The organism is Sphingobium scionense (assembly GCF_014197035.1).
Classification (GTDB): Bacteria; Pseudomonadota; Alphaproteobacteria; order Sphingomonadales; family Sphingomonadaceae; genus Sphingobium; species Sphingobium scionense.
Genome location: NZ_JACIEU010000006.1, coordinates 184,551 through 205,271, shown reverse-complemented (window position 1 = coordinate 205,271; position 20,721 = coordinate 184,551). Strand labels below are relative to the sequence as shown.

Here is a 20,721-nt window from a genome sequence, read left to right as displayed (position 1 = left end):
GAAGCGAGAGACGATATGCCGGGGATATTCATTGCGCTTTATGCGATCGCGCAAATCGTCGCATCCCTGCAGGGGCTGGAAACCTATCTGGGCGTTCTGGGCGCGTTGTTCGTCATCGCTCTGTGCCTCTATTTCCGCTTCACCTTGCCACTGACCATCGCGGCTTTCCTGTGCGCCAAGAATGTCTGGGGCTGGCACTGGTTCTTCGCCTTGTTGTTCGTGGCGCCGGGCCTGGCCTTCCTGTTGCCCGCGATCGCAGCGATGGTGATCGCGGCGACACTGGCGCTGCTGCCATTGGGGCGAGGGCGACGAGTGCGTCAGAGGCCGGTCGATGACGGTATCATCGAGGCCGAATATGAAGAGGTGTTCGAGCCGGGGACCAAACCGACGCCCCATGTTGCGCAGGCCGGCAATCGACGGCGGACAGCCGCACCGAAGGATAGCATGCGGGCGGCAGGGCGCCTGGCTCGGCGCGGGACCAAGATTGCCGGCTATGCCGTGCTGGTCGGGGCGCTGGCGATGATCGCCCTCTATTGGCAGGATCGATCGCGACAGCCCGACGCGGCGGCCACGTCCTATAATGATGTCGAGCCGATCAACGATATGGCTGGCTATGCTTTGTCGGGCGAGGCGTTGGCGGAAGAGGGGACGGGTGGCGCATCGTTCATCCCGGCGCTGGACAAGGCGGACATCGAGTGGGCGGTGGCCGAATTCGACCGGGTCTATATCGATACGGGCATGTCAGGCGCGACCGACTATAGCCGGGATTGCCACAATCGGCTGGCGGCATCGCACATGGTGCGTGATTTTGATCGGTGCATCGGTTTCGACTGGGCGGCCGCGCTGATCGATGCGGCGGCGGTGCAAAATGGCATGCCGGCCAACTATTATTTCCAGGGGGTGGTCGCCGATGACAGCCAGCAAGCGGCGGGGCGTCTGGTGTCCGATGATGACTCGGTCATCGCCGGTCGCGTCCGACGCATCCGTGCGGAAACGGCCGAAGCGTTGAATCAGTTGGGCGCGGCGAAGGCGGCCGGCAATGGTGATGGCGCGCTGTCGACGGATGTACCGAGTGACGGCGGGAACCTGTTCTGACGCGTCGGGTGGATTACCGTTATTGAAAATACAGCATAAAATTCGCATCTCGCGCGCATGAGAAAATTATGCACCCTCGCTCTGCCGATGAGCATTTTGCTGGGTTCTCCCGCCGCAGCGCAGGAGGCGCCGGACTTTTTCGGCGCGGCACTGTGCCAGCCGCCCTATTCGACCGACAGTGCGACCGCGCTCTATGAGGCGGCCGAGAAGCTTGCGAAGGCGGACATGTCCATGCTGGGCGCGGCGATCTATACGCTGCCCACGCCGATCGAACGGGACGGCTTTATGGCGCGGGCAGTGGTCTTCGCCGGCATGTCGGTCGGCGTGCTGCTGGATGGCGAGGTCGCGGAGGCCGCTGCCGCCCGTTATGGGCTGGCCAAGGAAAAGAGCCGGTTGTTCGGCGCGTCGAGCCTGGGCTTTGCGCGGCAACTGGACGATGCGGCGCAAGACATGCGCGAAATGGGGCTGATTTCCGTCGTCGCGCGGCAGGGGCCTGCCCTGGCCGGGCGCACATTGCTGACCTGCGAGTTCGTGTCGCATGAGGATCGCAAGGCGCTGGACAGTCAGGAAGGCGCTGCGCCTTGACGCGAAAGGGGCGCCCGGTTGTCCGGACGCCCCTCCTTCGTGACGGCTTTGCTATGGGGTGCCGTGGACGGGCTTAGGCCTTGTAGACCTTGTCCACAGCCGCACAGAATTTCGTCATGTCTTCGGCCGAGCCGACGGTGACGCGCGAGACATTGGGCCAGATCGGCCAGTTGCGGCCGATCTGCACCTTTTCCGGCGCGGCCATCAGCGCGGCCTGCATTTCCTTGGCCGGCTTCTTCCAGTTGACCATGAACATGTTGGCTTCACTGCCGGGCTGGACTTCGATGCCCTTCTTGGTGAGCCAGGCGATGGTCTTGTCGCGGGCGGCGATCATCTCGTCGCGGCGCGCCTTGATGAGCGCGGCTTCGGGATAGACGGCGTTGCCGCAGGCCATGGCGGTGATCGACAGGCCGCCGGCCGACGGGCCGAACAGCATCAGGCGCTTCTGCACTTCGGGATCGGCGAAGGTGAGGCCGAGGCGGATGCCGGCCATGCCGAACAGCTTCGAGAAGGTCCGCATGACAATGATGTCCTTGCGGTTGCCGATCAGCGAAGCGGCGCTGGGTGCGTCCGAGAAGTGGAGATAGGCTTCGTCGACCAGCAGCATGGCGTCGGCCGGCTTGTTGTCGAGCAGCCACTTGATATCGGCGATCGGCGTGATCGTGCCGGTCGGGTTGTTGGGCGTGCAGATATAATAGAGGCCGGCGTTCGGGTTGGCGGCCAGCATCGCCTTTACGTCATGGCCCTTGCCGACGGCCTGAGGCGCCTTGGCGATCGGGGCCTTGAGATAATCGGCGGTGCGCCAGGCGGATTCGAAGGTCGGGTCGGCGGTGACCAAGCCCTTGGTCGGCGAGCAATAGGCTGCGACGGTGGACACCAGCGGGCCGCCCGAGCCGGGCCACAGCATCACCTGCGCTTCGGGAATCCCCTCCACCTTGGCGATGGTCGAGACCAGGTCGCCGCGATAATTGTCGGGATCATACCAGTTGCCGACCGCGCCGGCCTTGGCGATGGCATCGACGCCCGAGGGGAAGGGGCCGGTCCAGCATTCGTTCGAGCCGATGCGCACCGCGCCCTTGACGCCACGGGCGGCCTGCTGCTGTGCGAGTGCCGGCGAGGCCAGCATTTCGTGCATAGCGGCGCCGGCGCCGATCAGGGCGGCGACCTTGGCAAGCTGGCGGCGCGAATAGCCGCGCTCGATCAGGTCTTCCCGCGCTTCCTTGTCCAACATCATGGTCATGCCGATTGTCCCCTTATTTTCCTGCGAAATGCCTTGGATTTCGTTTGGGAGAACGAAGTCGGAAACAATTTCCGCAATGCAAAAGGGGCTGCGGCGCGCTTTATTTTGCGCGCCGCAGCCCCTTTTTCGTAAGGTCAGGCTAGATCAGGCCTTCCAGACCGCATCGACGGCCTTGGAGAAGGCGTCCATTTCCTCGGCCGAGCCGACCGAGACGCGCGAGACATTGGGCCAGATCGGCCAGTTGCGGCCGATCTGGACATTCTGCGCCAGCAGGGCGGCCTGCATGTCCTTGGCGGGCTTACCCCAGTCGACCATGAACATGTTCGCCTTGCTGCCCGGCAGAACCTTGATCCCCTTCCTGGTCAGATGGGCGATCGCCTTGTCGCGGTTGGCGGCCATTTCCGCCTGGCGCGCCTTGATGAGGTCGGCCTGGGCGACCGAGACAGTGCCGCAGGCGACGGCGGTCATCGGCAGCATGCCGGTGACCTGGCCGCCATCATAGCGCATCATCTTTGCCATCAGCGAGGGCGCCGCGAAGGTGAGGCCGAGGCGCATGCCGGCCATGCCGAACAGTTTCGAGAAGGTGCGCAGCACCAGCACATCGTCGCGCGTGGCGGCGAGCTTGGCGGCGCGCGGCGTGTCGGTCCAGTGGATATAGGCTTCGTCGACGACCAGCACCGAATCCTTGGGCTTGTTGGCGGCCAGCCATTCGATGTCGGCGATCGGCGTGATCGTGCCGGTCGGGTTGTTGGGCGAGCAGATATAATAGACGCCGGCATTGGGATCGGCCGCCAGCATCGCCCGGACGTCATGGGCATTGTCCTTGGTCAGCGGCACCTTGATGACCTTGGCGCCGAGCCAGTCGCCGGTGCGCCAGATCGCTTCATAGGTCGGGTCGGCGGTGACGATGCTCTTGGTCGGCGAGGCGAAGGCGACGGCGACGCGGCTCAGCGGATCGGACGAGCCGGGCCAGGCGACGATGCGGTCTGCCGGAATGCCCTCCACCTGGGCGACGGCGGCGAACAGCTTGGCATGTTCATCATCGGGTTCGTAGCGATTGCCTTCGCGCACCAGCTTGAACGCGGCTTCCTGCGCCACCGGGAAGGGGCCGGTCCAGCATTCGTTGGCGCCGATGCGGACGGCGCCCGCGACCGGCTTGGCCGCCTGCTGCGCGGCGGCACCCACGGTGCGCATCGCGACGGCGCCGGCGCCCAGCAGCGCGCTCACCTTCGCCAACTGGCGACGCGAATAGCCGCGGTCGAGAAGATCCTGTTCAAACTCCGTCGGCGTGGTCGTTTCCATGATCCCTGAACTCCCTGAAGGCCTGAATGGCGCCTTTGCTCGATTAAACGAATGTACAGGATGTTTCCGCCAAGCAAATGAGGAAGATCATGTCGGTTATCAGCGATGCGCAACAATCGTGCTTTTCTGCCGATGTGATCGTCATATCGATGTGAAAGCGCTTGGAAAGAAAGCGGCCGATCTGTTAGCGCATGGGCATGCCCAGCACGCCCGCCGCCGCCGCCCGCCAGATACTCGTCCGCTTGCAGGAAGTGATGGCGGCGCGCACCAGCGCGCAGGCCAAGCTGAACAAGGTGGTGGAGATCATCGGCGAATCGCTGTCGAGCGAGGTCTGCTCCATCTATCTGGTGCGCGAGGGCGTGCTGGAACTGTTCGCGACCCGCGGCCTGAAGCAGGAGGCGGTGCATGTCACCCGCATGGCGAAGGGCGAGGGGCTGGTCGGCCTGATCGCCACCAATGTCGAGACGCTGAACCTGGACGAGGCGGCGGCCCATCCCGACTTTTCCTATCGGCCCGAAACCGGCGAGGAACTGTTCCACAGCTTTGCCGGCGTCCCCATCGTGCGGCGCGAGCGGGCGCTGGGCGTGTTGTGCGTGCAGCATGTCGAGCCGCGCAAATATGAAGAGGTCGAGATCGAGGCGTTGCAGACGGTGGCGATGGTGCTGTCCGAGCTGATCGCCAATGCCGAACTGGCCGATGACGGCCCGGCCGATGCGCGGGTGCAGGAAACCGGGTCGAACATCATGACCGGGCTGCAACTGGTGATGGGCATGGCGCGTGGCCATGTCGTCTTCCACCAGCCGCGCGTCCATATCGAGCATACCGTCGCCGAGGATACCGAGGCGGAGCGCGCGCGCGTCATTTCCGCCTTTGCCAAGATGCGCGAGCAGATCGATCGGATGACCGGCGCGGTCGAGTTCGGGACCGAGGGCGAGCATCAGGAGGTGCTCGAAACCTACAAGATGTTCGCTTATGACGAGGGCTGGACGCGCCGGATCAACGAGGCGATCGACAGCGGGTTGACCGCCGAAGCGGCGATCGAGCGGGTGCAGCAGCGCACGCGCATGCGGATGCGGCAGATCGACGACCCGCTGCTGAGCGATCGGATGCATGATCTGGAGGATCTGGCCAACCGGCTGTTGCGGATCGTGTCGGGCCAGTTGGGCACGGCGGCGCAGATGGGCCTGCGCCAGGACGCGATATTGATCGCGCGCAACCTGGGGCCGGCGGAACTGCTGGAATATGACCGGCGGCGGCTGAAGGGCGTGATCCTGGAGGAAGGATCGCTGACCGCCCATGTCACCATCGTGGCCCGCGCCATGGGCGTGCCGGTGCTGGGGCGCGTGCGCGACATTCGCCATCAGGTGAATGAAGGCGACGTGATCCTGATGGATGTGGGTAGCAATGCGCTGCTGATCCGGCCGACCCCCGACATGGAGGAGGCGTTCGAGACCAAGTTGCATGTCACGCAGAAGCGGCGGGCGGAGTTCGCGGCGATGCGCGACCTGCCGTCGGTGACGCTGGACGGGGCGCGGATCGAGCTGATGGTCAATGCGGGCCTGCGCGAGGATGCGCAGGCGCTCGACATGGTCGGCGCCGATGGCATCGGCCTGTTCCGAACCGAATTCCAGTTCCTGGTGTCGGCCACGCTGCCGCAGCGCGAAAAGCAGCAGCGGCTCTACAAGGATGTGCTGGACGCGGCGGGCGATCGCCCCGTCATCTTTCGCACCGTCGATATCGGCGGCGACAAGGCGTTGCCGTACATGCAGCGCGAGGATGACGAGCATGAGGATAATCCGGCGATGGGCTGGCGCGCGATCCGCCTGGCGCTGGACCGTGATGGGCTGATGAAGGCGCAGGCGCGCGCGTTGCTGGAAGCGAGCGCGGGCAAGGTGCTGAACATCATGTTCCCAATGATATCCGAGCCATGGGAATATGACGAAGCGCGCGCACTGGTGGAGCATCAGCGACAATGGCTGGCGGGGCAGAAGAAGAAGCTGCCGGTTGCGGTCAGATATGGCGCGATGCTGGAAGTGCCGGCGCTCGCCGAAGTGCTCGACATGCTGTTGCCGCGGCTCGACTTCCTGTCGATCGGCACCAACGATCTGACCCAGTTCCTGTTCGCCGCCGATCGCGCCCATCCCAAACTGGCGGAACGTTATGACTGGCTGAGCATCGCGATCCTGCGCTTCCTGGATCGGGTGGTGCGCATTTGCGAAATCTACAAGGTGCCGGTCGGCGTTTGTGGCGAGATGGGGGGGCGCACGCTGGAGGCGATGGCGCTGATCGGCCTTGGCGTGCGGCGCCTGTCGATCACGCCGGCATCGGTTGGTCCGGTCAAGGCGATGATCCGGGCGATCGACGCGGCCGAGTTGCAGGCGCTGATGCGCGACTTGCTGGATAGCGGGGCGGGAGACATTCGCGCGCAGCTGACCAGTTGGGCCGAGCAGCGGAACATCGAGCTGGCCTGAAAAGACACCGCCCCGGCGTTGACAAGCGCCGTCCCGCAATGAGACAAGGCCGCCAATCAAGGTCGCGGAGCAGCATGGCAGACGAACCCGAATTCGAACCCGTCGCGGACGACGCGACGGAAGCGCAGCCCAGCACCCCCGGCGCCAAGTTGCGCGCCGCGCGCGAGGCGCAGGGGCTGTCGGTACAGGATATTGCAACCCGCACCCGGATAGCCCAGCGCCAGCTGGAGGCGATCGAGCGGGACGATTATGCTGCACTGCCGGGCATCCCCTATGCCGTGGGTTTTGCGCGTGCCTATGCCCGGGCGATCGACCTGGATGAGGTGGCGATCGCCGCCGACGTGCGCAATGCCGTGCATAATTCGGACATGGGTGCGACCCGTTACGAGGCGTTCGAGCCGGCCGACCCGGCGCGCGTGCCGTCGCGCACCCTGGCCTGGACCGCAGCGGTCATCGGGATCGTGGTAATTGCTGGCTTCACCATCTGGCGCACCCAGTTGCTGACCCCGCCGACCGGCGAGCAGATCGCCGAGCAGCAGGAGCAGAAGCCGGCTGCGCCGCAGCAGGCCGGGGCGCCGGCGCCTGCCGCCGCGCCTGTCACCGGGCCGGTCGTGTTCACCGCCAATGACGATGTGTGGATGCGCATCGTCGACGAGGCGGGGGAACGGTTGAAGGATGGGCTGCTGAAAAAGGGTGAAAGCTTCACCCTGCCGGCCGACGCGCGCAATCCGACGATCCTGACCGGTCGTCCGCAGGCGCTGGACGTGACCGTGGGGGGCAAGCCGATCCCGCCGCTGGGCGCCGCCGATCGGACCATCGCCGATGTCCCGGTGAGCGCGGAAGCGCTGCTGGCGCGGGCGACGCCGGCTGGCGTTCCGGCCGGGCAGAGCTCGCCATCTGGGCCGGGGCGTGCGCCGGCATCGGTTGGCACACCGTCGCTTCAGGCGCCCGTGCCCGCTCCGGCGGCATCGACGCCCGCGCCCGCCGCGCCGCAGCCCAGCGCCGGTAACTGATCCGTCCCATTGCCGGACAGATGCCTGAGGGCCGCGCTTTATTGCGCGGCGTGCCCGCCTATGGTTAAAGGCGGATAGATTTAGTCGGGGATCATCATGCGTTACGCCTTTCTTGCCACCACCGCCATTGCGCTGGCGGCCCCGCTGCTGTCGCCTGCGCCGGCCGCTGCCCAGCAGAACCCTACGGTCGAGCTGCGGGTCGACCGGCTGGAAAAGGAAATGCGGGCGGTGCAGCGCAAGGTGTTTCCCGCCGGCACGCCGGTAGAAGCGGAAATCACCCGCCCCCAGACGCCGACCATCGCGCCGGGCAGCCCGACGTCGAGCCCGGTGGCCGACCTGACCGCGCGGGTGGGCGCGCTGGAATCGCAGCTGGCGTCGATCACCGGCCAGGTCGAGGAAAACAGCTACAAGCTCAAGCAGCTGGAAGAGGCGTTCAACCGTTACAAGGCGGAAGCCGAAGCGCGCGCTGCGACACCGGTCGAAGCTGGCCCGCCGGTGATGCGCCCGACGGTCGCGACCGACGCGCCCGCGCCCAAGCCGGCCGCTGCCAAGCCGACGACAGTGCCCGCCAAGCCTGCAACGGCGCCGGTGGCGAGCGATGCGCGCAAGACGGCGGTGGCCGCGATCGAGAAGCCGGATACCGGCGATGCGGCGGGTGACGCCTATAGCTATGGCTTCCGCCTGTGGGACGCGAAATTCTATCCTGAGGCGCAGGCGCAGCTCAAGGCAACGGTCGACAAATATGGCGACGGGTCGGTCGGCAGTCGCGCCGCGAACCTGTTGGGCCGCGCCTATCTGGACGATGGCAAGCCGGCGCTGGCGTCGGTTGCCTTCTACGAAAATTATCAGAAGCGCCCGCGCGGCGAGCGTGCGGCCGACAGCCTCACCTACCTGGGCGAAGCGCTGATCCAGCTGAAGAAGCCTGCGGACGCCTGCAAGGTCTATGCGGAGCTGGAACAGGTCTATGGATCGACCCTGTCGAGCGGCCTGCGCGGCATGATGGACAAAGGCCGGACCAGGGCCAAGTGCAGCGTCTGAGCCGATAGACGTGCCGGAACTGGCACCTTCCCATCGCCCCGATGCGCTGCGGCTGGCCGTGCGCGCGCTGGTGGATGGGGAGGAGACCGCCCGGTTCGGCATTGCGGTATCGGGTGGACCGGACAGCATGGCGCTGCTGGACCTGGCGGCGCAGGCCTGGCCCGGCCGGATGGCCGCCGCGACGCTGGATCATGGATTGCGGGCTGAATCCGCGGCCGAGGCGGCGATGGTCGCGCGCTGGTGCGCGGAGCGGCGCATTCCCCATGCGACCCTGGCGCCGGAAACGGCGGTGTCCGGCAATATCCAGGATTGGGCGCGGCGGCAGCGCTATGCCCAGTTGGAGGCGTGGCGGGCCGGTGCCGGGTTGGACTGGATATTGACCGCCCATCATGCCGACGACCAGCTGGAAACCCTGCTGATGCGGCTCAACCGGGGATCGGGGGTTGGCGGTCTGGCCGGGGTGCGGCCGCGGGCCGGCCGGGTGCTGCGACCGTTGCTGGGGGTGCGCAAGGCGCAGTTGCAGGCCCATGCCGACCAGGCCGGGCTGCACTATGTGCTGGACCCGTCCAATGCCGATCCGCGCTTCGACCGGGCGGCGCTGCGCAAGCGGCTGGAGGGCGTCGACTGGATCGATGCGGAGGCGGCGGCGCGCAGCGCGGCGGCGCTGGCGGAGGCGGAAGCGGCATTGCAATGGACGGTTGCGGGGCTGGCGGCGGCGCATATCCATCCGTCCACCGATGCCTGGGTGCTGGATCGCACCGACCTGCCGCGCGAATTGCTGCGGCGCCTGCTGATCGAGATGCTCTGTTCCGCCGACCCGGAGATCGTGCTGCCGCGTGGCGAGGCGCTGGACCGGGCGATTGCCGCCGCACGGGCCGGGCGACAGGCGAGTCTGGGCGACTGGCTGCTGCGCGGTGGCGCGGTGTGGACCTTGTCCCCGGCACCACCGCGCCGCTGAGACTCCTGGGAAGGTTCCACCGTCCGACTTGCCGTGCTTTCGGTCCGTCGCTTTTGGGCGGCATGCTGACCGGTTCTTAACCCATGGGCCGTTAACCACAAGAGCGTGACCAATAGCGGGATTTGTTCGGAATGATGGAATTTGCGGCGCTGACCTATGGCTTGCTGGCCAGCGTGATCCTCTCGGCGGCAAAGCGGAACCGGAAGCTGAACCAGCCGCATCCGCCGCTGCTTCTCTATATGGGCTATCTGCTGTGCGGCCTGTCCGCCGGCCTGGCGCTGGTGCTGGTCTATGTCGCGCTGTTCCAGTTCACCGGCAACTGACTAGCTGGAAATCGGCAGCGGACAGTGCGTCCAGCTTGCGCTTTGTCGGCCACACCCTATCTTGCGGGGTGAAAGAGAGTGATGATGAACGACGAAAAAGACCCACAGGGTAATCCCTGGATCAAGAGTGCGATGATTTGGGCAGGGGTCATCATCGCCCTGCTCCTGTTCGTTTCGCTGTTCGAGCGCCCGACCACCCAGGCCGGTAGCGCCATCGCCTATTCGGAATTCCGCGCCAAGGTGCAGGAAGGCCAGGTCAAGGATGTGGCGATCGCGCCCGACCGGATCACCGGCACCCTGTCGAGTGGCCAGGGTTTCAGCACGGTCCCGGTCAATGATCCCAAGCTGACCGACCTGCTGGACGATTATAATGTCAAATATTCGGGCCAGGCCGAACAGCAGCCCAGCTTCTGGCAGATCATGCTGTACCAGTCGCTTCCGTTCCTGCTGATCCTGGGCATCGCCTTCTTCGTGCTGCGCCAGATGCAGAAGGGGGGCGGCGCCGGTGGCGCGATGGGCTTTGGCAAGTCCAAGGCCAAGCTGCTGACCGAAAAGCATGGCAAGGTGACGTTCGATGACGTCGCCGGCATCGACGAAGCGCGCGAGGAACTGCAGGAAATCGTCGAATTCCTGAAGGATCCGAGCAAGTTCGCACGCCTTGGCGGCAAGATCCCCAAGGGCGCGCTGCTGGTCGGTTCGCCGGGCACCGGCAAGACGCTGCTGGCCCGTGCGATCGCGGGGGAAGCGGGCGTGCCCTTCTTCACCATTTCCGGTTCCGACTTTGTCGAGATGTTCGTCGGTGTTGGTGCATCTCGTGTGCGCGACATGTTCGAGCAGGCCAAGAAGAACGCGCCCTGCATCGTCTTCATCGACGAAATCGACGCGGTCGGTCGCCATCGCGGCGCGGGCCTGGGCAATGGCAATGACGAGCGCGAGCAGACGCTGAACCAGCTGCTGGTCGAGATGGACGGCTTCGAGGCGAATGAGGGCATCATCATCGTCGCGGCGACCAACCGCCCCGACGTGCTGGACCCCGCATTGCTGCGTCCGGGCCGCTTCGACCGTCAGGTCGTGGTGCCCCGTCCCGACATCGAGGGCCGCGAGAAGATTCTGGCCGTCCACATGAAGAAGGTGCCGCTGGCGCCCGACGTCAACCCGCGCACCATCGCGCGCGGCACGCCGGGCTTTTCGGGCGCCGACCTTGCCAACCTGGTCAATGAAGCCGCCCTGATGGCGGCCCGTCGCGGCAAGCGTCTGGTCGCGATGGACGAGTTCGAGGCGGCCAAGGACAAGGTCATGATGGGCAGCGAGCGTCGCTCCATGGTCATGACCGACGACGAGAAGAAGATGACCGCCTATCATGAGGCGGGCCATGCCATCGTCGCGGTCCATGAGCCGGCGTCCGACCCGATCCACAAGGCGACGATCATCCCGCGCGGTCGTGCGCTGGGCATGGTGATGCGCCTGCCGGAACGGGACAGCTACAGCTATCATCGTGACAAGATGCACGCGAACATGGCCGTCGCCATGGGCGGCCGCGTCGCCGAGGAAATCATCTTCGGCTATGACAAGGTGTCGTCGGGTGCGTCGGGCGATATCCAGTATGCCACCAAGCTGGCGCGCGACATGGTCACCCAGTGGGGCATGTCCGACAAGCTGGGGCCGCTGCAATATGAAGAGCAGCAGGGCGAGACCTTCCTTGGCTATTCGCAGAGCCAGCGTGTCCATATGTCGGACGAGACGGCGAAGCTGATCGACAAGGAAATCCGTGGTCTGGTGGAGCAGGGCTATGCCCGCGCGCAGGAACTGCTCAAGAACCATGAGGACCAGCTGCACCTGCTGGCCAATGCCATGCTGGAATATGAGACGCTCTCCGGCGAGGAGATCAAGGCGCTGTTGGAGAAGGGGGAAATCACCCGCGACGACGGCACCACGATCAAGCCGTCGGTGATCCCGGCCGCGGGGTCGTCCATCCCCAAGACGCGCAAGCGCAAGGGGCCGTTCGGCGATCCGACCCCCGCTGGCGCCTAAGCGCCGAGCAGGCAGTGGAATGAAAAAGGGGCGCGACCATCATGGCCGCGCCCCTTTTCGTTTGGGTGGGCAGGATCAGTCGCCCCGGCGTTGCAGCGCCTCCCGGAAGCCGCTGAGCCATATGCCGACCCTCTGGATCGCGTCGCCGCCCTTGCCGAGCAGGCCGCGCAATTCCTCCTCCGCCCGGTCGAGTGGCGCGCCGTCGGGTGCGGGCGGCAGGATATGGGCGAAATAGGTGCGGTCGAGCAGGCGACGCAGCAATCGCTCGCCGATGAAGGGTTCGCCATTGTTGAGCGCGCGGGCGGCTTTCAGCAGATTGCGGATATCATATTGGGTCGGGCTGAGATCCGGCACGGCCTTGGGGATATCGAGCAGCGTGTAGACCGCGACCCGCGCGGTGCGGACCGAACTTTCCATGGTGAAAACCACGTCATTATTGGTTTCCACGAACTGGCCGAGCAGGCCGAGATTGGTGCAGCCCTCCGGCACGATGCGTGGCCGGTCGCCAGCCGCGCGCGGCATGAATTCGGCGGTGATATAGGGCATCAGTGCCAGGCGCACCTTGGTATTGGCGGCCACGGCATCGATCTGGTCGGCGATGCCGAGATGATAGCAGAGTTCGGCCAATATCTCGCGCCCGGTGCAGGCGGGCATCGGCTTCTTCACATGATTGCCGTCCTTGTCCATCAGCAGCGCATAGACCCACAGCACCAGGACATCGCCGGGCTGGTCGGGGAAATGGGGCTGGCGGTTGCAGGTGAAGCTCATCACCCAATTGCTGTCGGTGAAGGTGATGACCCCGCCGGTGACGGTGCGGCCCGAATAGGGATCATTGACGGACAACTGCTTCAGCCGGTCGACCAGCGGCGAGGGCTTGCAGGTGAGTGTCGCCGATTCCCAGGTCGAACGGTCCGCGTCGCCATAGAATTTCTCGGGCCGGCCGAAGATCGGCGACTTGGCGGCGAGATTCTTCCACAGCGTCCAGTCGCTGTCGGGGCCGGGATCGGCCTTGCCCCGTTTCAACGCCGGCGCATGATCCATGTCGCCATAGGCCGTCCCCTCGGTGATCGATCCGGTGAGGGCGAAGACCAGATCCTGCGGGCCGATGGCGATATTCTGATCCTGCCCGACGATGCGACACACAAGGTCGGTGACGGTGCGCCGGTCGCCGTCCAGGCGCATGTGCATGTCGCGGACCTGGGTATCGAAGCGGATCTGCACGCCCTTGTCGCGGAGCAGCTTGCTGAGCGGGCGGACGAAGCTGTCGAATTGATTATATTTCGGGAAGACCAGCGCCGACATATCGTGCAGTCCGTCGAGCGCGTCGAGGAAGCGGTGCATGTAGAGCTTCATTTCCAGCAGGCTCTGCCAGTTCTGGAAGGCGAACATGGAGCGCCAGAGGAACCAGAAATTGCTCTGGAGAAAGCCCCTGGAGAAATAATCCTCTATCGTCAGGTCATCCAGATCCTCCTTGCGCTTGAGCAGCAGGCGAATGAGTTCCCATTGCTGCGCGCGGGTGAGGCCGAGGGTGGAGAAGTCGCGTATCTTGCCCTGCTGATGCATCAGCCGGGCCTTCGACCAATTGGGGTCATTGTCGTTGACCATCCGATATTCGTCGAGGACGCTGAACCCTTCGGGTAGTTCGAGCGCGGGGACATGCTGGAACATGTCCCACAGATTGTCATAGTTCCAGTTCATCTCGCGCCCGCCGCGGATGATATAGCCGTCCTGCGCATTGCCTGCGCCGTCGAGCGAGCCGCCCTCTATATCGAGATTTTCGAGGATCATGATGTTGGCCGGCGGCATATGGCCGTCACGGATCAGATAATAGGCGACAGCAAGGCCGGCGATCCCGCCACCGATGATATAGGCCTTGCGGTCTTCGATGCCATCCGTGGGCAGGGGGCGATTGCGCTGATAAGCGGCAACCATGTCCGGCGGGGGCAGGGTATTGGCGGCGCTGTTTTCCCAGAAGGCGCCGGCCGCGTCGGGTTCATGGACGAATCCGTCGGGGGCGGTGCGGGGAATGTCGAAACCCGGTATCGGCGATGACGTCATCTTTGCCGTCTCCTTCGCTATGGCCGTGGACAGGATCACAGGGGGAAGCCTTGGTCGGGGGCCGGTCTAGCAGCCGGGGCGCAGGCTGGGCACCGCGTAAATACCCTGAGACAGGGCAGAAAATTGTCGAGATGCGCGTGTCGCTTCGGGGGATGGCCGGCGGATTGCACGGGTAACGGGCGCTGTTGCGCAGAAGCAGCAATAAAATGACGCCGGGGGCTGGCCGTTTTGCGGGTTAATGGTTACATGGGCCGCCACAAATCCCCCAGCGGTCCGGTTCCCCTCCACCTGACCCGCGCAGCAGAAAGTGGCTTTTTCCATGGACATCCGCCTTGGCCTCACCTTTGACGACGTGCTGTTGCAGCCCGCCGAATCCGATGTGCTGCCCAGCCAGGCGGACACGTCCACCTATGTGACGAAGGCGATCAAGCTCAACATCCCGATCCTGTCGTCCGCCATGGACACGGTGACGGAGGCCGACATGGCGATCGTCATGGCGCAGCTGGGCGGTATCGGCGTGCTGCACCGCAACCTGACCGTCGAGGAACAGGCCGATGCGGTCCGCGCGGTGAAGCGCTTCGAAAGCGGCATGGTCGTCAACCCCATCACCATCCTGCCGACCGCGACGCTGGCCGATGCCCAGATGCTGATGCAGCGCCACAAGATCAGCGGCATTCCCGTCGTCGAGGCCAATGGCAAGCTGGTCGGCATCCTGACCCATCGCGATACGCGTTTTGCCGAAAATCCGGCTCAGCCGGTCAGCGAACTGATGACCAAGGACAATCTGGCCACCGTGAAGGTCGGGGTCGGCCAGGACGAGGCGCAGCGGCTGCTGCACCAGCGCCGGATCGAGAAGCTGCTGGTGGTGGACGACGCCTATCATTGCGTCGGCCTGATCACCGTCAAGGACATCGAGAAGGCCGTCACCTATCCGCAGGCGACCAAGGATGCGTCGGGCCGGCTGCGCGTCGCCGCCGCGTCGACGGTGGGCGACAAGGGGCTGGAGCGCAGCAAGGCGCTGATCGATGCGGAATGCGACCTGATCGTCATCGACACCGCCCATGGTCACAGCAAGCAGGTTGCGGTCGCGGTGGAAGCAGTCAAGAAGCTGTCCAACCATGTCCAGGTCGTGGCCGGCAATGTCGCCACCGCCGAAGCGACCAAGGCGCTGATCGACGCCGGCGCGGACTGCGTGAAGGTCGGCATCGGCCCCGGCTCCATCTGCACCACCCGCGTCGTCGCGGGCGTGGGCGTGCCGCAACTGACCGCGGTCATGGATTCGGCCAATGAGGCACACAAGCATGGCGTGCCGGTGATCGCCGATGGTGGCCTGCGCACGTCGGGCGACGTCGCCAAGGCACTGGCAGCGGGCGCGGGCTGCGTCATGGTCGGATCGCTGCTGGCGGGCACGGCCGAAGCGCCGGGCGAAACATTCCTCTATCAGGGCCGCGCCTATAAGAGCTATCGCGGCATGGGCAGCGTCGGCGCGATGGCGCGCGGCAGCGCCGACCGCTATTTCCAGGCGGACATCAAGGACCAGATGAAGCTGGTGCCAGAGGGCATTGAAGGCCAGGTGCCGTTCAAGGGACCGGCCAAGGATGTCATCCATCAGCTGGTCGGCGGCGTGAAGGCGGCGATGGGCTATACCGGCAGCCGCACCATCAAGGATCTGCAGGAGCGCGCCCGCTTCGTCCAGATCACCAATGCCGGCCTGTCGGAAAGCCATGTCCATGACGTGACGATCACGCGTGAGGCCCCCAACTATCCGACGCGCTAACCCATTTCATTCCCCTCCCTTTCAAGGGAGGGGTCGATCAGAGGCACGTGACTCTGATCGAGGGTAGGTGGCGAGCGGAGCGAGCCTCCTGCGGAGGCTACCCACCCCCAAGCCCCTCCCTGGAAGGGAGGGGGGAAGGTATACATGACACCATCCGCCCGTATCCAAGCCGCGATCGACCTGCTGGACGCGATCATCGCCGCCGCCCGCGATGGCGGGCCGGCGGCGGACACGCTGATCGCGCGCTATTTCAAGGAACGGCGCTATGCCGGGTCGCGCGATCGCCGGGCGGTGCGCGACCATGTCTATGATGCGATCCGCCGCGTCGCCGATCGGCCCGAAACCGGCCGCGCGGCGATGATCGGCCTGGTCGAGGCGCAGCCGGAGCTGGCCGCGCTGTTCGACGGATCGGCCCATGCGCCGCTGCCGATCGAGCCGGGCGAAACGGGGGCGGCGGCCGGCGCGGTGCCGGGCTGGTTGCAGCCTTTGCTGGCCGCGCCGGTGGAGCAGGATGCGCTGCTGGGCCGCGCGCCGGTGGACCTGCGCGTCAACCGGCTGAAGGCGACGCCCGCGCAAGTGGCGCCCGAATTGCCCGACGCGACGCCGATCGCCGGCATCCCGGACGCACTGCGCCTGCCCGAAGGCTATCCGGTCGAACAGAGCGAGGCGTGGAAGCGCGGCGCGGTCGAGGTGCAGGATGCCGGCAGCCAGCTTATTTCGGCGGCATGCGGGGCACAGGCCGGGCAGACGGTGGTCGACCTGTGTGCCGGCGCGGGCGGGAAGACGCTGGCGCTCGCCGCAGCGATGGGCGGCAAGGGGCGGTTGATCGCCGCCGACACGATCCGCAACCGGATCGACCGGCTGGCGCCACGTGCCGAGCGGGCCGGCGTCACCTGTATCGAGAGGCTGCTGCTGGACCAGGGGCATGAGGCGCGTGCGCTGGCGCCCCTGGCGGGGCAGGCGGATATCGTGCTGGTCGACGCGCCCTGTTCGGGCACGGGCACCTGGCGCCGCAATCCCGAGGCGCGCTGGCGCCTGACCCAGGCGCGGCTCGACCGGCTGGTGTCGGAACAGGCCCGGATCCTGGATTTCGCCGCGCCCTTGCTGGCGCCCGGCGGTCTGCTGGTCTATGCTACCTGCGCATTGACCGACAGAGAGGGGCGGGATCAGGTGGATGCGTTTCTGGCGCGTCAGGCCGGCTGGAGGGCCGAGCCGATCGAAGCGGGTGTTGACCAGTCGACCATGGGTCGTGCCCATGGCCATGGCCTGCTGCTGACGCCCGGCCATGACGGCACTGACGGCTTCTACTTCGCCCGGCTGCGGAGGACCGCCTGAAACAGGCCATGGACAAGCGCGCGCAAAATAGCGACACTTGCCCTTCGGTCTGCGGGCCTGAGTCAATGCCTGAAACATGGCTGGAGATTTTGATGCGTTTCACCCCGGCCTCGATTGCCCTTGCTGTCCTTCTGACCACCGTTTCCAGCGTGGGCCTGACCCAGCGCCCCGATACCCAGATCGAACCGCGGTCGATCGAATGGCAGAAGGCGGGCGAGGCAGCGCGCAAGGCGGGCAATCTGACCGGTGCCACCGATGCGCTGGAAAGCGCGCTGGCGGTCGATCCGCGCAATCGCGCGGCCTATATCGAACTGGCCGAAGTGGCGCGGGCGCAGGGGCTGCAGGGCAAGGCGATCCGCCTCTACAAGGAAGCGTTGCTGCTCGACCCCACCGATGTGACCGCGATCGCCGGGCAGGGCGAGGCGATGGTCGAGAAGGGCGCGATCGCCAAGGCCAAGGAAAATCTCGCCCAGGCGCAGAACCTGTGCAAGGGGAACTGCCCCGAGGTCGCGCAGCTCAATGCCGCGATCCAGAAGGGGCCGCCGGCAGTGGCGATGACCAGCAAGGAAGCGGTGCCCGGCGCCAAGGCCAACAGCACCGATAATCCGTAATTTATCCGGCTTTCGCCGGTTTAATCGATCGTTCGTAGAAGCACGTGTCGACCGCCATCCTGGGGAAGGCGGGTGGCAGGTCGTCGGCTTCGACCAGCGCGAAGCCATTCTTCTCGTAGAAGCGATGCGCCGCCAGGAAACGGGCGGTGGTGCCGAGATAGATTTGGGCCAGGCCGCGATCGGCCGCCGCGTCGAGCAGATGGTCGAGCAGCGCCTGGGCGACGCCGGGGGCGCGGCCGCGATGGCTGGCCGCGACGAACATCTTGCGCAGCGCGCCCTGGGCGTTCCCGATATCCTTGAGCGCGATCGTGCCGACGATCGGGCCGTCCTCCTCCGCGACCCAGAAGCCGCCGGCGCCGGGCAGGTAGAAGCCGGCTATGTCAGTGAGGTCCGGCTGGTCCGCTGCGGTGATGGCGATGCCATATTCGTCGCGCTGGATGCTGAGGATCAGGTCGAGAATGCCCCGCTGGTCGGCGGGGGCGAAGGGGCGGATCAGGCGCAAGCGTCTAGGGTTCCTGTCAACGGATCGGGATGATCGACGCGGAAGGAAACGAATGACCGCGCCGAAAGCCGCCGGTCAGTTGCTGGCGTTGGCGGCCGGTGCGGGCGTGGCCGTGGCGCTCGCGCCCTCCGGCGTCTGGCCCTCCGGAGTCTGGGCCTTGGGCGCGAAGATGCGCAGGCTGTCGAGCAGGGTCTGGGCAATCGGCTGATATTGTTCGCTCAGCATTTCGGGATAGACGAAGGTCGCGGTGACGATCGCGCCATCGGGCTGTTTCAGCAGGCGCAGCGCGACATTATTGCCTTCGCCGTCATTGGCGGTGCCGCGATATTCATTCTCGCCGATGAAATCGCCGTCCACGCCCTCTGCGCCATTCGACAGGGCTTCCACGATCTGCTGCAGCGTCTGGTCATTGGCATTTTTTTGCCAGAAGACGCGGACGTCGGCACCGGCGCCGGGATCCTGATAGACCACACCATCGGCATTGCTCGCCTCGCCATCCTTCATCCAGCCTTCGGGCATGGTGACGGAATAGCCATGGTCGATATTCACATAGTTGCGCGTGGCGCCGGCATCATCCTTCTGCGCGTTTGCCAGCGCACTGGCAGCGGCCGCATTGGCGGCGGCGGCCAGTTCTTCCTGGGTCGGCATGTCCGCGACCGGTTCGGCGCGGCCGCAGGCGACCAGCAGCAGGAGGGGAGAGCAGGCGGCGAGGAGGGGCGCTTTCATGTCCCGTTCAAAAGCATAGGCGCGGGGATAATTCAACGCCGTAGCGGAGCCTCCGCGACAATATGCCCCAGTCGCGGGGCGCCCGGTCCCGCGATCAGGCCGCGTTGTCGATGCCCAGTTCGGCAAGCTTGCGATAAAGGGTCGAGCGACCAATCCCCAGCCGGCGCGCGACTTCGGTCATGCGGCCGCGATAATGGCCGATGGCGAGGCGAATGACGTCGGCCTCGATCTCGGCCAACTGGCGGACATGGCCATCGCCCTCGAACAGGGTGATGCCGGCCGCTTCGCGGTGCGGTGTGCTGGCGGCGCGCTGGCGCGGACCATTGGCGCCGCGCGACAGGATATGCGCGGACACCTGCGGGAAATCATGCGGGGTCAGCGCATCGCCCTCGCACAGCACCGCGGCGCGGAACAGCGCGTTCTGGAGCTGGCGGACATTGCCCGGCCAGTCATGCTGCATCAGCAGCGCGAGCGCATCGTCGGTGAGGCCCAGGCCCCGCAGGCCCGGCTGGGTGGCGATGCGGGCGAGGAGGTGGCGGCAGAGGGCGGGAATGTCGCCCATGCGTTCGCGCAGCGGCGGCACGGTCAACTGGACGACGTTCAGGCGATAATAAAGATCTTCGCGGAAGCGCCCGGCCTCGATTTCTTCGCTGAGCTTCTTGTTGGTGGCGGCGATGACGCGGACATCGACATGCAGGGGGCGGCGCGCGCCGATCGGCTGCACCTCGCCATCCTGAAGTACGCGCAGCAGCTTGACCTGTGCGTCGAGCGGCATTTCGCTGACTTCATCGAGGAAGATCGTGCCCATGTCGGCCGACAGGAATTTGCCGACATGGCGGTCGAACGCGCCGGTGAAGGCGCCGCGTTCATGACCGAACAGTTCCGATTCGACGAGATTGGCGGGGATGGCGCCGCAGTTGAGCGTCACCATCGCCTGCTTGTGCCGGGGAGAGGCCGCATGAATTGCGCGCGCGATGACATCCTTGCCGACACCGCTTTCGCCCTCGATCAGCACCGGCACGCGGGCACGCGCGGCCTTGGCGGCGATCGCCAGCGCGGTACGGAATTGGGGCGCGGCGCCCACCACGTCTTCGAAGGCAAGGGGCGCGGTGATCTTTTCGGTGAGGGGGCGCAGTTCGCCGCGCACATTGCCTTCGACCGCCATGTTCAGCGCGGCCAGCAGCCGTTCCGGCGCGATCGGCTTGGACAGATAATCGGTGGCGCCCGCACGCATCGCCTGTACCGCGACGGCGACGCTGTTATGGGCGGTCAGGATCAGGATCGGCAGATTTGGCCGTTGTGCATGGATGTCCCGGATCAGGCCGGTGGGATCGAAATCGGGGCTCCACTGATCGATCAGCACCGCGTCGAGCTGCATCCCGTCCTGCGTGCCCAGCGTCGCCAGGGCGGTTTCGGCGTCGCTGGCGAAGATGGTCCGCCATCCCGCACGCGCCGCCAGCGCGGACACGAGCCGGCGCTGGGCGGGCTCGTCGTCGATCAACATCAGCAAGGGAACGCCTTCGCGAACCATCTGGACCCCTCATATGCAAACAGAGCATCAGGGTAGGCGCCGGGGGTAAAGGCGCCCTTAACCTCTAAAGATTTTCTTGTGCCCCTACGGCTTGAGGGGGGTAGGGCGACAGGATAAGAGGTTGC

At 65.7% G+C, this 20,721-nt stretch carries 17 protein-coding genes; 11 read left to right on the top strand and 6 right to left on the bottom strand.

What is annotated here, in order from left to right; all coding sequences use genetic code 11:
* The first annotated feature begins 15 nt into the window (after positions 1-15).
* Together GGQ90_RS09045 and GGQ90_RS09040 are read left to right on the top strand one after the other, a co-directional pair.
* Entirely contained in the window at positions 16-1,095 is a 1,080-nt protein-coding gene (locus tag GGQ90_RS09045; RefSeq protein ID WP_188081835.1) for a hypothetical protein, read from the top strand.
* A 57-nt stretch (positions 1,096-1,152) separates the two neighbouring features.
* Positions 1,153-1,680 carry a hypothetical protein gene (locus GGQ90_RS09040; RefSeq protein WP_188081834.1) on the top strand — a complete coding sequence of 176 codons (528 nt, stop codon included), beginning with the start codon at positions 1,153-1,155 and terminating at the stop codon, positions 1,678-1,680.
* A gap of 73 nt (positions 1,681-1,753) precedes the next feature.
* On the opposite strand, the gene GGQ90_RS09035 is transcribed toward GGQ90_RS09040, so the two are convergent.
* Both GGQ90_RS09035 and GGQ90_RS09030 read right to left on the bottom strand, forming a co-directional pair.
* On the bottom strand, positions 1,754-2,920 hold the full coding sequence (locus GGQ90_RS09035) for a pyridoxal phosphate-dependent aminotransferase (RefSeq protein WP_188081833.1): 1,167 nt from the start codon (positions 2,918-2,920) through the stop codon (positions 1,754-1,756).
* 144 nt (positions 2,921-3,064) lie between these two features.
* Positions 3,065-4,222 carry a pyridoxal phosphate-dependent aminotransferase gene (locus GGQ90_RS09030; protein ID WP_188081832.1) on the bottom strand — a complete coding sequence of 386 codons (1,158 nt, stop codon included), beginning with the start codon at positions 4,220-4,222 and terminating at the stop codon, positions 3,065-3,067.
* Between the two features lie 197 nt (positions 4,223-4,419).
* Between GGQ90_RS09030 and ptsP the strand changes: the two genes are divergently transcribed.
* The 6 genes from ptsP to ftsH all read left to right on the top strand — a co-directional run bounded on the left by ptsP (position 4,420) and on the right by ftsH (position 12,056).
* Positions 4,420-6,693 (top strand): phosphoenolpyruvate--protein phosphotransferase, encoded by a 2,274-nt coding sequence (gene ptsP / locus GGQ90_RS09025; protein ID WP_188081831.1) that lies wholly within the window; start codon positions 4,420-4,422, stop codon positions 6,691-6,693.
* A 74-nt stretch (positions 6,694-6,767) separates the two neighbouring features.
* The gene (locus tag GGQ90_RS09020; RefSeq protein ID WP_188081830.1) at positions 6,768-7,706 is read left to right on the top strand and encodes a helix-turn-helix domain-containing protein; all 939 of its coding nucleotides are present in this window, start codon (positions 6,768-6,770) and stop codon (positions 7,704-7,706) included.
* Positions 7,707-7,802: 96 nt separating this feature from the next.
* The gene (locus GGQ90_RS09015) at positions 7,803-8,744 is read left to right on the top strand and encodes a tol-pal system YbgF family protein (protein ID WP_188081829.1); all 942 of its coding nucleotides are present in this window, start codon (positions 7,803-7,805) and stop codon (positions 8,742-8,744) included.
* A gap of 10 nt (positions 8,745-8,754) precedes the next feature.
* Positions 8,755-9,702, top strand: coding sequence for a tRNA lysidine(34) synthetase TilS (gene tilS / locus GGQ90_RS09010; RefSeq protein WP_188081828.1), 948 nt, complete (start codon positions 8,755-8,757; stop codon positions 9,700-9,702).
* A gap of 131 nt (positions 9,703-9,833) precedes the next feature.
* Positions 9,834-10,025 (top strand): hypothetical protein, encoded by a 192-nt coding sequence (locus GGQ90_RS09005; protein ID WP_188081827.1) that lies wholly within the window; start codon positions 9,834-9,836, stop codon positions 10,023-10,025.
* A gap of 84 nt (positions 10,026-10,109) precedes the next feature.
* A complete protein-coding gene (gene ftsH, locus GGQ90_RS09000) occupies positions 10,110-12,056 on the top strand; it encodes an ATP-dependent zinc metalloprotease FtsH (RefSeq protein WP_188081826.1) in 1,947 nt (648 codons plus the stop codon).
* A 75-nt stretch (positions 12,057-12,131) separates the two neighbouring features.
* On the opposite strand, the gene GGQ90_RS08995 is transcribed toward ftsH, so the two are convergent.
* Complete coding sequence (locus tag GGQ90_RS08995) at positions 12,132-14,114, bottom strand: oleate hydratase (RefSeq protein ID WP_188081825.1); 1,983 nt, start codon at positions 14,112-14,114, stop codon at positions 12,132-12,134.
* 319 nt (positions 14,115-14,433) lie between these two features.
* On the opposite strand from GGQ90_RS08995, the gene guaB reads away from it, so the two are divergent.
* The 3 genes from guaB (at position 14,434) to GGQ90_RS08980 (ending at position 17,837) form a co-directional block, all read left to right on the top strand.
* Positions 14,434-15,891 carry an IMP dehydrogenase gene (gene guaB / locus GGQ90_RS08990; protein WP_188081824.1) on the top strand — a complete coding sequence of 486 codons (1,458 nt, stop codon included), beginning with the start codon at positions 14,434-14,436 and terminating at the stop codon, positions 15,889-15,891.
* 144 nt (positions 15,892-16,035) lie between these two features.
* Entirely contained in the window at positions 16,036-17,226 is a 1,191-nt protein-coding gene (locus GGQ90_RS08985; RefSeq protein WP_188081823.1) for an RsmB/NOP family class I SAM-dependent RNA methyltransferase, read from the top strand.
* Between the two features lie 92 nt (positions 17,227-17,318).
* On the top strand, positions 17,319-17,837 hold the full coding sequence (locus GGQ90_RS08980) for a tetratricopeptide repeat protein (RefSeq protein ID WP_188081822.1): 519 nt from the start codon (positions 17,319-17,321) through the stop codon (positions 17,835-17,837).
* A 1-nt stretch (position 17,838) separates the two neighbouring features.
* Here GGQ90_RS08980 and GGQ90_RS08975 read toward each other — a convergent pair whose 3' ends face one another.
* The 3 genes from GGQ90_RS08975 to GGQ90_RS08965 form a co-directional block, all read right to left on the bottom strand.
* On the bottom strand, positions 17,839-18,339 hold the full coding sequence (locus GGQ90_RS08975; protein ID WP_188081821.1) for a GNAT family N-acetyltransferase: 501 nt from the start codon (positions 18,337-18,339) through the stop codon (positions 17,839-17,841).
* 75 nt (positions 18,340-18,414) lie between these two features.
* Positions 18,415-19,065 (bottom strand): hypothetical protein, encoded by a 651-nt coding sequence (locus GGQ90_RS08970; RefSeq protein WP_188081820.1) that lies wholly within the window; start codon positions 19,063-19,065, stop codon positions 18,415-18,417.
* A gap of 94 nt (positions 19,066-19,159) precedes the next feature.
* Positions 19,160-20,596, bottom strand: coding sequence for a sigma-54-dependent transcriptional regulator (locus GGQ90_RS08965; protein WP_188081819.1), 1,437 nt, complete (start codon positions 20,594-20,596; stop codon positions 19,160-19,162).
* Positions 20,597-20,721: the final 125 nt, after the last annotated feature.